Origin of the sequence: Pseudomonas sp. GD03858 (assembly GCF_029840925.1) — a bacterium.
In the GTDB taxonomy this organism is placed as follows: Bacteria; Pseudomonadota; Gammaproteobacteria; order Pseudomonadales; family Pseudomonadaceae; genus Aquipseudomonas.
This window is the reverse complement of record NZ_JAOCDM010000009.1, coordinates 17,277-29,961: the sequence shown is the minus strand read 5'-3', so window position 1 is coordinate 29,961 and position 12,685 is coordinate 17,277. Positions and strand designations below refer to the sequence as shown.

12 protein-coding genes are annotated in these 12,685 nt (G+C 65.8%); 3 read left to right on the top strand and 9 right to left on the bottom strand.

Annotated features, from left to right (window positions below):
• Positions 1 to 230: 230 nt before the first annotated feature.
• Both N5D48_RS04410 and N5D48_RS04405 read left to right on the top strand, forming a co-directional pair.
• Positions 231 to 1,484 carry an OprD family porin gene (locus tag N5D48_RS04410; protein WP_279881480.1) on the top strand — a complete coding sequence of 418 codons (1,254 nt, stop codon included), beginning with the start codon at positions 231 to 233 and terminating at the stop codon, positions 1,482 to 1,484.
• A 203-nt stretch (positions 1,485 to 1,687) separates the two neighbouring features.
• Positions 1,688 to 2,671, top strand: coding sequence for a LysR family transcriptional regulator (locus N5D48_RS04405; RefSeq protein WP_279881478.1), 984 nt, complete (start codon positions 1,688 to 1,690; stop codon positions 2,669 to 2,671).
• Here the strand turns inward: N5D48_RS04405 and N5D48_RS04400 are convergent.
• Positions 2,571 to 3,257, bottom strand: a complete 687-nt coding sequence (locus N5D48_RS04400; protein WP_279881475.1) for a Crp/Fnr family transcriptional regulator — start codon at positions 3,255 to 3,257, stop codon at positions 2,571 to 2,573. The genes N5D48_RS04405 and N5D48_RS04400 overlap by 101 nt on opposite strands.
• Positions 3,258 to 3,349: 92 nt before the next feature.
• Here N5D48_RS04400 and N5D48_RS04395 point away from each other — a divergent pair, with 92 nt between their 5' ends.
• Positions 3,350 to 3,874: an Mpo1-like protein gene (locus N5D48_RS04395; protein WP_279881446.1), complete on the top strand. Its 525-nt coding sequence runs from the start codon at positions 3,350 to 3,352 to the stop codon at positions 3,872 to 3,874.
• A gap of 78 nt (positions 3,875 to 3,952) precedes the next feature.
• On the opposite strand, the gene pcaC is transcribed toward N5D48_RS04395, so the two are convergent.
• From pcaC to N5D48_RS04355, 8 genes are all read right to left on the bottom strand, one after another.
• Positions 3,953 to 4,354 (bottom strand): 4-carboxymuconolactone decarboxylase, encoded by a 402-nt coding sequence (pcaC, locus tag N5D48_RS04390; protein ID WP_062572960.1) that lies wholly within the window; start codon positions 4,352 to 4,354, stop codon positions 3,953 to 3,955.
• Between the two features lie 10 nt (positions 4,355 to 4,364).
• Positions 4,365 to 5,156, bottom strand: coding sequence for a 3-oxoadipate enol-lactonase (gene pcaD, locus N5D48_RS04385; protein ID WP_279881441.1), 792 nt, complete (start codon positions 5,154 to 5,156; stop codon positions 4,365 to 4,367).
• 12 nt (positions 5,157 to 5,168) lie between these two features.
• The gene (locus tag N5D48_RS04380) at positions 5,169 to 6,521 is read right to left on the bottom strand and encodes a 3-carboxy-cis,cis-muconate cycloisomerase (protein ID WP_279881439.1); all 1,353 of its coding nucleotides are present in this window, start codon (positions 6,519 to 6,521) and stop codon (positions 5,169 to 5,171) included.
• Positions 6,522 to 6,530: 9 nt separating this feature from the next.
• A complete protein-coding gene (locus N5D48_RS04375; protein ID WP_279881437.1) occupies positions 6,531 to 7,820 on the bottom strand; it encodes an MFS family transporter in 1,290 nt (429 codons plus the stop codon).
• Positions 7,821 to 8,006: 186 nt separating this feature from the next.
• Entirely contained in the window at positions 8,007 to 9,212 is a 1,206-nt protein-coding gene (gene pcaF, locus N5D48_RS04370) for a 3-oxoadipyl-CoA thiolase (protein WP_279881609.1), read from the bottom strand.
• Positions 9,209 to 9,988 carry a CoA-transferase subunit beta gene (locus N5D48_RS04365; protein ID WP_279881434.1) on the bottom strand — a complete coding sequence of 260 codons (780 nt, stop codon included), beginning with the start codon at positions 9,986 to 9,988 and terminating at the stop codon, positions 9,209 to 9,211. The genes pcaF and N5D48_RS04365 overlap by 4 nt, the downstream gene beginning before the upstream one ends.
• Positions 9,985 to 10,845 carry a CoA transferase subunit A gene (locus N5D48_RS04360; protein WP_279881431.1) on the bottom strand — a complete coding sequence of 287 codons (861 nt, stop codon included), beginning with the start codon at positions 10,843 to 10,845 and terminating at the stop codon, positions 9,985 to 9,987. Before N5D48_RS04360 ends, N5D48_RS04365 begins: the two co-directional genes overlap by 4 nt.
• A 168-nt stretch (positions 10,846 to 11,013) precedes the next feature.
• Positions 11,014 to 12,360, bottom strand: a complete 1,347-nt coding sequence (locus N5D48_RS04355; protein ID WP_279881429.1) for an MFS transporter — start codon at positions 12,358 to 12,360, stop codon at positions 11,014 to 11,016.
• Positions 12,361 to 12,685 lie beyond the last annotated feature (325 nt).

The window sequence follows — 12,685 nt, the reverse complement described above, 5'->3', positions numbered from 1 at the left end:
CCGCTTTGCGGCCCTTTCGCGACACAAGGCCGCTCCTACACCCTCAGCACGATCAGACATATCGTTCGATAATCGCCCTATTCCGCGTTCCACGAATTGCCTCGCCCCCACCCTCCCCCGCACCATCGCCCACGCAACGTTGCACAAGTTCTCTCTCAAAGACGCCCGGCCCTGCGGCCCGCACTCGCAGCGCACCGGCTCGCCCAATAAAAACAAGAGATCCACGACAGATGAGCACTTTGCAACCCGCACGCCAGCTGCTGCCGGGCCTGTTGGCCCTGTCCTGCGCCCTGCCCGTCCTGGCCGCCGATGGCGGATTCCTGGAGGATGCCAAGGCCAGCCTCAACCTGCGCAACTTCTACATCAACCGCAACTTCGTCGACCCGGCCAACCCCCAGGGCAAGGCCGAGGAATGGACGCAGAACTTCATCCTCGACGCCCGCTCCGGTTTCACCCAGGGCACCGTTGGCTTCGGCGTGGACATACTGGGGCTGTACTCGGTCAAGCTGGACGGCGGCAAGGGCACGGCCGGCACCCACCTGCTGCCGGTGCATGATGACGGCCGCCCGGCCGATGACTTCGGCCGCCTTGGCGTGGCGTTCAAGGCACGCCTGTCGCAGACCGAGCTCAAGGTCGGCGAGTGGATGCCGGTGCTGCCGATCCTGCGCTCGGACGACGGTCGTTCGCTGCCGCAGACCTTCCGCGGCGGCCAGGTCACCTCGCGGGAAATCGACGGCCTGACCGTCTATGCCGGCCAGTTCCGCGGCAACAGCCCGCGCAACGATGCGAGCATGGAAGACATGTTCATGCAGGGCCGCGCAGGCATGACCTCCGATCGCTTCAACTTCACCGGCGGCGAATACACGTTCAACGACAAGCGCACCATGGTCGGTCTGTGGGATGCCCGGCTGAAGGACATCTATCGTCAGCAATACCTGAACCTGGTGCACAGCCAACCGCTGGGCGACTGGACCTTGGGCGCCAACCTTGGCTACTTCCTGGGCAAGGAGGATGGCAGCGCCCGCGCCGGCGACCTGGACAACCGCACGGCCTCGGCCATGCTCTCGGCGCGCTACCAGGGCCATACCTTCTACATCGGCCTGCAGAAGGTCAGCGGCGACGATGCCTGGATGCGGGTCAACGGCACCAGCGGCGGCACCCTGGCCAACGACAGCTACAACGCCAGCTTCGACAATGCCAAGGAACGCTCCTGGCAGCTGCGCCATGACTTCAACTTCGTCACCGTGGGCATTCCCGGGCTGACCCTGATGAACCGCTATATCAAGGGCGACAACGTGCACACCAGTGCGGTGGACGATGGCAAGGAGTGGGCGCGAGAAACGGAGCTGGCCTATGTGGTGCAGTCGGGGACGTTCAGGGACTTGTCGGTGAAATGGCGCAACTCCACCATGCGCCGGGATTTCAGCAGCAACGCGTTCGACGAGAACCGGTTGATCGTGAGCTATCCGCTCAATCTTCTTTGATGCCATCGCGGGGCAAGCCCGCTCCCACGCCGCCAGCACAAACCAGGAACGGCGTGGGAGCAACGTGGGAGCGGGCTTGTCCCGCGATTAGGCCAGCCGACCTCAAATAACCAAAAGACATATTTAAATCAAATAACATTCTTTGACGCTATATGTAACAAGTCGCTAAAACCAAGCTCCGATCCCCGCACCAGAGCCCGAGCATGGACCTCCGCCAACTGCGCTATTTCATCGCCCTCACCGAATACCGCAGTTTCGTCCGCGCCGCCGAGGCCATGGGCATCACCCAACCCGCCTTCAGCCGCGCCATCCAGAATCTGGAGCAGACCTTCGGCTGCGTCCTGGTCGATCGCGCCAGCAAGGCACTGCCGCCCACGCCCGAGGGCCAGGTGGTGCTGCAACACGCCCGCCGCCTGGTGCAGGGCGCCGCCCAGTTGAACAACGAAGTGCTGCAGATGACCAAACTCGATGCCGGCGAGCTGCATTTCGGCAGCGGCCCGGCGCTGGCCGTGCGCCTGGTGCCCGACGCGCTGCAGCACTTCATCGCGGCTCATCCAGGCATTCGCACCTCCTTGCTGGTGGACAACGCCGAGCGCCTGGGCCAAGCCCTGCGGCGCGAGCAGATCGAGTTCTTCGTCGATGACATACGCCCCTTCGAGGCCGACCCGAACTTCCACACCGAAGCGCTGACCCCGCGCCCGGGCCTGTTCTTCTGCCGTCCCGGGCACCCGTTGCTGGCCAAGGACAGCCTGTCGACCAACGACCTGTTCGCCTATCCGCTGGCCAGCGCCCTGCTCGCCCCTGGGGTGCGCAAGCGCCTGGCCAACCTCAGCGGGCGCAGCGACTTCACCCCGCACCTGCAGACCGAGCACCTGGCGGTGCTGCGCAGCGTGGTGCTGGCCAGCGATGCCATCGGCACGGCCAGCGAGGAAGCGGTGAGCGAAGACCTCGTCGCCGGCCACCTGGTACGCCTGCACTGGCGCAACCTGCCACCGGCCCTGGAAGTGCTCAGCGTGCGCTGCGGGGTCGTCAGCCGCAGCGGCTATCGCCTGTCACCCGCGGCGCGGGCGATGATCGATACCCTGCTCAGCCTGGATGCTGCCCCATCGCCCGCAGACGCGGGGCATCGACAATCTCCACCTCGCCATAGCCCAGGCGTACCACGCCGGACTGCTCGAGGCTCCTGAGGATCTGGTTGATGGTCTGGCGTGACAGCGACAGCATCAGCGCCAGCTGTTCCTGGGACACCTGCAGCCGCCACTGGGCGACATCGCGCTCACCGTAGCCTTCGGCCATCTGCAACAAGCGCTGCGCCACCCGCGGCGCGGCGGCCAGCAGGCTCTGCTGTTCCAGGGCGACGAACACCCAACGCAGTTTTTGGCTCATCAACAGGGCCAGGTCGCGCCAATGCACGGGCTCGCGTGCCAGCCATTCGATCAGCGGCGCCTGGGGGATCCACAACAGACGTGTCGCCCCTTCGGCATAGGCGTCATGGGTGCGCGGCTGGCCGTCGAACAGGCTGATCTCGCCAAACCAGTGAGGCGACTCGACCAGCGTCAACAGCGCCTCCTTGCCCTCGCTGCTGACCGCGCCGACCCGCATCGCGCCCTCGAGCACCGCATACAGGCCACAGGGCGCATCGCCGCGCTGGAACAGGCACTGCCCCGCTGCCAGCTCACGCGGACGGCCCAGGGCCAGCAAGCTATCCTGAACGGTAGCGGGCAATTGCCGGAACCACTGGCCATGCAACAGCTGGGTACGCGGGTCGTGCATGGTGCCTCGCAAAACGAACTCTGTCGGCCAGGCGACAGACGACGGTGACTGAACAGGGGCAAGCTGCGCTCACCCCTGATGGAGGAACAACAATGAAAAACCTCGTCGAGCACCTGAGTCAATACGCGGCCTACCACCGTGATCCACGCAACATCGCCACCCACTTCATCGGCATTCCGCTGATCGTGCTGGCGGTGACCATCCTGCTATCGCGCCCCGGATGGGACCTGGCCGGTGTCTGGCTGTCGCCAGCGCTGTTGCTGGCGGGCTGGTCGGTGTGGTTCTACCTGCGCCTGGACCTGCGCTTTGGTTTGGTCATGGGCCTGCTGCTGGGGCTGTGCCTGTGGGCCGGGCAGGCGCTGGCCGTACAGAGCACCGGGGTGTGGCTGAGTGCCGGGTTGGGAGCGTTCGTGGTGGGCTGGATCATCCAGTTCGTCGGCCATTGGTACGAAGGGCGCAAGCCGGCGTTCGTCGATGACCTGAGCGGGCTGATCATCGGGCCGCTGTTCGTGGTGGCGGAGCTGGCGTTCATGGCCGGGCTGTGCCCTGAGCTGAAAAAAGCCGTGGAGGCCAATGCCGGGCCGGTGGCCATCCGCCAGAAGAAAGCGGCGATCTGACCCCACCTCGAGGCATGCGCAGTCCCTGTAGGAGCGGCCTTGTGTCGCGATGGGCTGCGCAGCAGCCCCGGCAATCTCTCAAGTCACCTGGGTGCGCGACTCCACCCCCAGCTCATCCCACACAGACTCGGCCAGGTGGAACGTGGCATTGGCCGCCGGGATCCCGCAGTAGATCGCGCTTTGCATGATCACCTCCTTGATCTCTTCGCGCGTCACGCCATTATTGGCGGCGGCGCGCAGGTGCAGCTTGAGCTCTTCATTGCGGTTCATGCCGATCAACATGGCGATGGTGATCAGGCTGCGGGTATGCCGCGCCAACCCCGGGCGGGTCCAGATATCGCCCCAGGCATGCCGGGTGATCATCTCCTGGAACTCGCCATTGAAATCGTTGAGCTTCTCCAGGCTGCGGTCGACATGCGCATCGCCCAGTACCGCGCGGCGCACCTGCATGCCCGCCTCGTAGCGTTGTTTCTCGTCCATGGTGTGCTCCTCAGCGGCTCGACAGGAAGTCGAGCACGCGGCGGCTGAACGGCGCGCCGATCTCGACATTGGACAGGTGCGCCGCCGGGAACTCGGCGTACTCGGCAGCGAGGATGCCGGCCTGCATGAAACGGCCATGCTCGGGGGTGGTCACCGCATCGGCGGTGCCAGCGACGATCAGGGTCGGCACCTGGATATGATTGAGCTGGTCACGGAAATCAGCGTCGCGCACGGCGGCGCAATTGGCCGCATAGCCCTCGGGCGAGGTCTGCGCCAGCATCTGGCAGATGCGCAGGGTCCGCTCCGGTTCGGCGGCGGCGAACGCCGGGGTGAACCAGCGAGCGATGGAAGCATCACGCAGATCGGCCATGGCCTGCCGACCGCCCGCGAGCACGGTGCCAATGCGGGTGTTCCACACCTCGTCGTTGGCGATCTTCGCGGCAGTGTTGCACAGGGTCAGGCTGAGCAGGCGGTTTCCCGCGTTGATGCCCAGCCACTGACCGATCAGGCCACCCATGGACAGGCCGATGAAGTGGGCCTTCTCGATATCCAGCGCATCGAGCAGGGCCAGCACGTCGCCACCCAGTTGCTCGACGCTGTAGGGCCCCTCGGAGACCAGCGAACCGCCATGCCCCCGAGTGTCGTAGCGCAGCACACGGAAGTGCTCGGTCCATGCCGGGATCTGCACATCCCACATGTGCAGATCGGTGCCCAGCGAGTTGGACAGCACCAGCACCGGCGCATCGTCCGGGCCATCGAGTTGGTAATGCAGTACGCCATCGGCCAGTTGCAGGTGCGCCACAGCAGTCTCCTTTCAGGCAGTGAATCGTTGATGTTCGGCCACGGCGCGTGCCACCCAGACGCGGGCCTGGCCGAGGTAGTGAGCAGGATCGAGCAGACGGTCGAGTTCGTCAGCGGACAGTTCGGCGCTGACCTGCGGTTCGTCGCCGAGCACGGCACGCAGGTGGCGCCCCTCGGCCACGGCGCGCTGGCAACATTGCTCCAGCAGGTGATGGGCACGCTCGCGCCCCAGGCGCTGGGCGAGCACGATACTGACCGCCTCGGCCAACACCAGGCCCTGGGTCAGATCCAGGTTGCGGCGCATGCGGACGGCGTCGATCTCCATGCCCTCGGCGATCAGCTGCGCCTGGCGCAGGGCGCCGGAGACCAGGCAGCAGATTTCCGGCAGGGTTTCCCATTCGGCGTGCCACAGGCCGAGGCTGCGCTCGTGCTCCTGAGGCATCGCGGCGAACAGTGTCGATAGCAGACCCGGTACGCGGGTGGCGGCTCCGATCAGCACCGCCGCGCCCACCGGGTTGCGCTTGTGCGGCATGGTCGAGGATCCGCCCTTGCCCGGCGCGCCGGGCTCGAACAGCTCGCCCGCCTCGGTCTGCATCAGCAGGCTGACATCCCGCCCGAACTTGCCCAGGCTGCCGGCGACCAGGCCCAGTACCGAGGCGAACTCCACCAGGCGGTCACGCTGGGTATGCCACGGCTGTTCGGGCAAGGACAGTTTCAACTGCCCGGCCAGGGCCTCGGCCACCGGCAAGGCCTTGCTGCCCAGCGCCGCCAGGCTGCCCGAAGCGCCGCCGAACTGCAGCACCAGCAGGCGCGGGCGCAGCTCCTTGAGCCGCTGCCGATGACGGGTCAGGGCGCCGAGCACACCGGCCAGCTTCATCCCCAGCGTCACCGGCGTCGCATGCTGCAGCCAGGTGCGCCCCACCAGCGGCGTGTCGGCATGCTGCAGCGCCTGGCGTGCCAGGGTGTCGGCCAGCTTGCCGAGATCGCCGTCGATCAGCGCCAGGGCGTCACGCAGTTGCAGCACCAGGCCGCTGTCCATCGCATCCTGGCTGGTGGCGCCCAGGTGCACGTAACGTTCGGCCTCAGGCACGCCGCTGGCGACTACCTTGCCTAGGGCCTTGACCAGCGGAATCGCCGAGTTGCCGGCGATGGCGATCGCTTCGGCCAGGGCGCGCACATCGTAGCGCTCGGCCTTGCAGGCCGCCTCGATGGCGCTCACCGCCGTGTGCGGCACCAGCCCGGCACCCGCCTCGGCGCGGGCCAGGGCGGCCTCGAAATCGAGCATGCCCTGCAGGCGGCCACGGTCGGAGAAGATCTCGCGCATGGCCGGCGCGGTGAAGTAGGCATCGAACAGCTGGTTGCTCATGCAACGTCCTTAATGATCATGGTGCAGGTAGGCCGCCTGCTTGGGCAGGCGCAGGCTGAACAGGAAGGCCACCGCCATCATCGCAGTCACGTACCAGTAGAAGGTGTTCTCCATGCCCAAGGTTTTCAAGCCCAGCGCCACGTACTCGGCCGAGCCGCCGAACACCGCGTTGGCCACCGCATAGGCCAGCCCCACGCCCAGCGCACGGACCTGCGGCGGGAACATTTCGGCCTTCACCAGGCCACTAATGGAGGTGTAGAAGCTGACGATGCACAGCGCCAGGCTCACCAGCACGAACGCCATGAACGGGCTGCTCACGGTCTTCAGCGCCATCAGCAGCGGCACGGTGAAAAGCGTGCCCAGGGCGCCGAACAGCAGCATCGAGTTACGCCGGCCGATACGGTCGGAGAGCATGCCGAACACCGGCTGCAGGATCATGAACAGGAACAGCGCGCCGGTCATCACGAAACTGGCGCTCTTGGCGTTCATGCCCGCGGTATTGACCAGGTACTTCTGCATGTAGGTGGTGAAGGTGTAGAAGATCAGCGAACCACCGGCGGTGTAGCCCAGCACGGTGACGAAGGCGGCGGCATGGTTGCGAAACAGTCCACTGATGGTGCCGGCGTCCTTGTCCTGGCGAGTCTCGGCGCTGCTGGTCTCCTTCAGCGAGCGGCGCAGCATCAGCGAGATCAGCGCGGCGATGGCCCCGACCACGAACGGAATGCGCCAGCCATAGGCCCGCAGCTCCTCCTCGCTGAGCAGTTGCTGGAGGATCACCACCACCAGCACCGCCAGCAACTGGCCGCCGATCAGGGTGACGTACTGGAACGAGGCGAAGAAGCCACGCTGGCCGCGCAGCGCCACTTCGCTCATGTAGGTCGCGGTGGTGCCGTACTCGCCGCCCACCGACAGGCCCTGGATCAGCCGCGCCAGCAGCAGCAACGCCGGCGCCCAGGCACCGATGCTGGCATAGGTCGGCAGGCAGGCGATGATCAGCGAGCCACCACACATCATCAGCACCGAGATCATCAGCGAGTTCTTGCGCCCATGGCGGTCGGCCAGGCGGCCGAAGATCCAGCCGCCGATGGGGCGCATCAGGAAGCCCGCGGCGAATACCCCGGCGGTGTTGAGCAGCTGGACCGTGGGGTCGTCGGAAGGGAAGAACGCCGGGGCGAAATAGATCGCGCAGAAGGCATAGACATAGAAGTCGAACCATTCCACCAGGTTGCCCGACGATGCGCCGACGATGGCGAAGATCCGCTTGCTGCGCTCTTCACCGGTGTAATAGCTGGAAGTCATGGTGTTTTTACTCCTGGGAGGTCACTGCAAAGTCTAGACATACCCAGTAACAATCTTGTTCCGCCACAGCATTGACCATTAGCCTTGTGTCTTACAGGTCCGGCCTCTTCGCGGGTAAACCCGCTCCCACAGGAGGTACGTGATTCCCTGTGGGAGCGGGTTTACCCGCGAAGAGGCCGGTACAGGTCAGACCCGCTCGATGGCCAGCGCCAACCCTTGACCAACCCCCACGCACATCGTCGCCAGGCCTCTACGTCCACCGCCCTTCTCCAGCTGATGCAACGCCGTCAGCACCAGCCGCGCGCCGCTCATGCCCAGCGGATGCCCGAGGGCGATGGCGCCGCCATTGGGGTTCACCTGCGGCGCATCGTCCGCCACGCCCAGCTCGCGCAGCACCGCCAGCCCCTGGCTGGCAAACGCCTCGTTGAGCTCGATGACGTCGAAATCCGCCACCGCCACACCCAACCGCTCGGTCAGCTTGCGCACCGCCGGCACCGGGCCGATGCCCATCACCCGGGGCGCCACACCCGCGCTGGCCATGCCCAGCACCCGGGCCCGTGGGGTCAGGCCATGTTTCTTCACCGCCTCGACCGAGGCCAGGATCAGTGCGGCGGCGCCATCGTTGACGCCCGAAGCATTGCCTGCGGTAACCGTCTTGTCCGGGCCATTGACCGGTTTCAGCCTGCTCAGCGCCTCCAGCGTGGTTTCCGGACGCAGGTGCTCATCCTGCTCGACCACGGTCTCGCCCTTCTTGTGGGCGATGCGCACCGGCACGATCTCTTCGGCGAAGTAACCGGCCGCCTGCGCGGCGGCGGCCTTCTGCTGGCTGCGCAGGGCGAAAGCGTCCTGGTCGGCGCGCAATACCCGATAATCGTCGGCGACGTTGTCGGCGGTCTCAGGCATCGCGTCCACGCCGTACTGCGCCTTCATCAGCGGGTTGACGAAGCGCCAGCCGATGGTGGTGTCCTCCAGCTTCATGCTGCGCGAGTAACCGCTCTCGGCCTTGCCCATCACGAACGGCGCGCGGGACATCGACTCGACGCCACCGGCGATGGCCAGCTCCATCTCGCCACTGGCGATGGCGCGAAAAGCGCTGCCGATGGCGTCCATGCCCGAGGCGCACAGACGGTTGAGGGTCACGCCGGGAATGGTTTGCGGCAAGCCGGCCAGCAGCAGCGCCATGCGCGCCACATTGCGGTTGTCCTCGCCGGCCTGGTTGGCGCAGCCGAGGAACACTTCGTCGAGCAACTCCCACTGCACCTGCGGATTGCGCTCGACCAGCGCCTTGAGCGGCACTGCCGCCAGGTCGTCGGCGCGCACGCCGGCCAGGGCGCCGCCGAAGCGGCCGATGGGGGTGCGAATGGCGTCGCAAATGAATACGTCACGCATCAGGCTTCTCCTGCCGACTGGCCATGGGCGGCGGCGGTGCGCGCCTCGAGGTCGCGCAGGGCGGACAGCTCCACCTCGCTCGGCGCGACGGTTTCCTGTACGTCGTCGGCGAAGCGGATCGACCAGCCGGTGGCGGCGATGATCTGCTCGCGGGTGACGCCCGGATGGATCGAGGTGACCACGAATTCGTGGGTGCCGGCCTCCGGTTCCATGATGCACAGGTCAGTGATGATCCCGACCGGCCCCTCACCCGGCAGGCCTAGGCGCTTGCGTGAATCGCCGCCTTCGCCATGACCGACCGAGGTGATGAAATCGAGCTTGTCAACGAAAGCGCGCGGCGACTGCTTGAGAATGATCAGCACCTGCTTGGCGGAACCGGCGATTTCCGGCGCGCCGCCGGCGCCCGGCAAGCGAGTCTTCGGTGCGTGGTAGTCACCGACCACGGTGGTGTTGATGTTGCCAAAGCGGTCGACCTGGGCGGCGCCAAGGAAGCCGACGTCGATGCGCCCACCCTGCAGCCAGTAGCGGAAGATCTCGCCGGTCGGCACCACGGTGTCGGCGGTCTCGGCCAGCTCGCCATCACCGATCGACAGCGGCAGCACGCTGGGCTTGGCGCCGATCGGGCCGGACTCGTAGATCAGCACGACATCGGGCGACGAGGTCAGGCGCGCCAGGTTAGCGGCCTTCGACGGCAGGCCGATGCCAACGAAGCACACGGCGCCGTTGCGCAGACGACGGGCCGCGGCGACGGTCATCATTTCGGAAGTGGAGTAGCTCATTGCGCGGCCTCCGCGGTGCTGGCCAGCTTGGCCTGGTAGTCGGTGAAATCCTGGGTACCGCGAATGTAGGTGTCGATCCAGGCGGTGAACGATTCGCGGCTGCGGGCGATCGGGTCCCAGGCCTGGTAGAAGCGATTGTCGCGCTCGTAGTAGCCATGGGCGTAGGACGGGTGGGCGCCACCGGGCACCAGGCACACCGCGCTGAGCGCCCAGGTCGGCAGCACACAGGCATTCATCGGTGCCTGAAGGTCATCGACGATTTCCTCGACGGTGACAATGCAGCGCTTGGCCGCCAGGGCCGCTTCCTTCTGCACACCGAGGATGCCCCACAGCAGCACGTTGCCCTTGCGATCGGCCTTCTGCGCGTGGATCACGGTAACGTCCGGGCGCACTGACGGCACGGCGGCAAGCACTTCACCGGTGAACGGGCAGGTGACGCTCTTGATCAGCGGGTTGACCTTGGGCAGGTCGGAGCCGGCGTAGGCGCGCAACACCGCGAAGGGCAGTCCGGAAGCGCCGGCGACATAGGCGTTGGCCAGGTCGGCATGGCTGTGCTCCTCGATCTCGATGGCGTGCGGCCACTGCTTCTCCACCGCGTCACGCAGACGGTGCAGCGACCCCACGCCCGGGTTGCCGCCCCAGGAGAAGATCAGCTTGCGCGCGCAGCCGGCACCGATCAGCTGGTCATAGATCAGGTCCGGGGTCATGCGTACCAGGGTCAGGTTACGCTTGCCCTGGCGGATGATCTCGTGGCCCGCGGCGGTGGGGATCAGGTGAGTGAAACCTTCGAGGGCGACGCTGTCGCCATCCTGGATGAACTGCTTCACGGCCTCGTGAAGCGAGAGGATTGCTGCCATTGGAGACTCCTGGTCAGGTCGAGTCGAGTCAGTGAGCAGCGGGCCATTGCGTCGCTGCGATGGGCCCAGATTACGGAGACTGCCAGGGTGGTTACAATCCGATAATCGCACTTTTGTGCGATTATCGAACCATTTGTTGCTCTGCTATTTATATGCGCCCCTATCGCCTCAAGTCGCGTCGGCGTGGCTCACCAGCCCCTTCACCACCACGCCTACGGTGGCCAGCGCCGCCGGCACCAGCAGCGCGGTCAGCACCTGTTCGAAGTTCCACCCCAGCCCGAGCAGCGTCGCCCCGCTCCAGGCACCGAGAATCGCACCGAAGCGACCGATCCCGAGCATCCACGACACCCCGGTGGCGCGCCCCTGGGTCGGGTAGAAGCGCGCCGCCAGCGACGGCATGGCCGATTGCGCGCCGTTGACGCACATGCCGGCGACCAGCACCAGCGTGGCCAGCAAGGTGATGTTGCCCAGGCTCTGCCCTACCGCGTAGGCGAACACACCCGCCAGCAGGTAGAAGATGCCGATCACCTTGTGCGGGTTGAAGCGGTCCATGGCCCAGCCCACGGCCACCGCGCTGAGTACCCCGCCGAACTGGAACAGCGCGCCGATGAAGGCGGCCTGCTCCATGCTCGCGCCACTGTCACGCATCAACGTCGGCAGCCAGCTGGTCAGCAGGTAGACGATCACCAGGCCCATGAAGTAGGTCAGCCACAACAGCACGGTGCCCAGGCCATAAGTACCCGAGAAGATCACCGCGAACACGTTGCGCGCTGCCACGGCTTTCTGCTCCGGCACGCTGAAGCTCGATGCCTGGGCCACCAGCGCCGGCGCGATCGGCGCCAGGGTCTTGCGTACCTTCTCGGTGCCGCGATTGCGCACCACCAGGAACCGCGCCGACTCCGGCAGCCAGACCAGCAGCACCAGCGCCAGCAGCGACGGCAGCACGCCACCGATCACCAGCAGGCTGTGCCAGCCATAAGCGGGAATCAGCTTGGCCGAGATGAAACCACCACCGGCCATGCCGAGGTTGAAACCACAGAACATGCTGGTCACCAGCAACGATTTGAGACGTTCCGGTGTGTACTCGGACAACAGCGTGGTGGCATTGGGCATGCCAGCGCCCAGGCCCAGGCCGGTAAGGAAACGCAGGACCAGCAGTTCATCGACATTGGTCGCGTAAGCCGAGGCCAGGCTGAAGCCACCGAACACCAGTACCGCGCCGACCAGTACCCCCTTGCGCCCGAAGCGGTCCGCCAATGGCCCGGAGCCCAACGCGCCGAACACCATGCCGATCAGCGCGGCGCTCATCACCGGGCCAAGGCTGGCGCGGTCGATGCCCCATTCCTGGGACAGTGCCGGGGCGATAAAGCCCATGGCGGCGGTATCCAGCCCATCGAGAAAGACGATCAGGAAGCACAGGATCACCACCCGCCACTGGTAACGGGACAGGGGCTGGTCATTGATCAATGACTGGACATCGAGGCAGTTGCCGACAGCGGATTGCGGATTGTTCATTGTTGTTATCCGGGAGTTGGGCACAGGCAGGCTACCGCGCATCAGGGATACGCAGGAACAGGAAACAGCGAATGCGACGGCCTTGGCTCAGCCGGAGTGCAGCAGCACCGTGCGCGGGTGCGGCCGCGACAGCGAAGGGAAGGTATTCATGGGGATGCCCTCGGGCCTGTTGTTATTGTCCGGTCGGCGAAGCCGACTCGTGCGACAGACATTAATCAGCAGGCGGGGACCACGCAATTCGTCGGGAACGACACTGTGCGTTTATCGAACACAAAGCGTCCATGCCGTTGTGGGAGCACAGCCTTGTAAAGATTCCTCGATCTGG

Bases quoted from the DNA above. Each gene is read 5' to 3' on its own strand.
- N5D48_RS04400 (WP_279881475.1), bottom strand. From the start codon at position 3,257: ATGCACGACCCGCGTACCCAGCTGTTGCATGGCCAGTGGTTCCGGCAA.
- N5D48_RS04410 (WP_279881480.1), top strand. From the start codon at position 231: ATGAGCACTTTGCAACCCGCACGCCAGCTGCTGCCGGGCCTGTTGGCC.
- N5D48_RS04380 (WP_279881439.1), bottom strand. From the start codon at position 6,521: ATGAGCAACCAGCTGTTCGATGCCTACTTCACCGCGCCGGCCATGCGC.
- N5D48_RS04355 (WP_279881429.1), bottom strand. From the start codon at position 12,360: ATGAACAATCCGCAATCCGCTGTCGGCAACTGCCTCGATGTCCAGTCA.
- pcaC (WP_062572960.1), bottom strand. From the start codon at position 4,354: ATGGACGAGAAACAACGCTACGAGGCGGGCATGCAGGTGCGCCGCGCG.
- N5D48_RS04395 (WP_279881446.1), top strand. From the start codon at position 3,350: ATGAAAAACCTCGTCGAGCACCTGAGTCAATACGCGGCCTACCACCGT.
- N5D48_RS04360 (WP_279881431.1), bottom strand. From the start codon at position 10,845: ATGGCAGCAATCCTCTCGCTTCACGAGGCCGTGAAGCAGTTCATCCAG.
- N5D48_RS04375 (WP_279881437.1), bottom strand. From the start codon at position 7,820: ATGACTTCCAGCTATTACACCGGTGAAGAGCGCAGCAAGCGGATCTTC.
- N5D48_RS04405 (WP_279881478.1), top strand. From the start codon at position 1,688: ATGGACCTCCGCCAACTGCGCTATTTCATCGCCCTCACCGAATACCGC.
- N5D48_RS04365 (WP_279881434.1), bottom strand. From the start codon at position 9,988: ATGAGCTACTCCACTTCCGAAATGATGACCGTCGCCGCGGCCCGTCGT.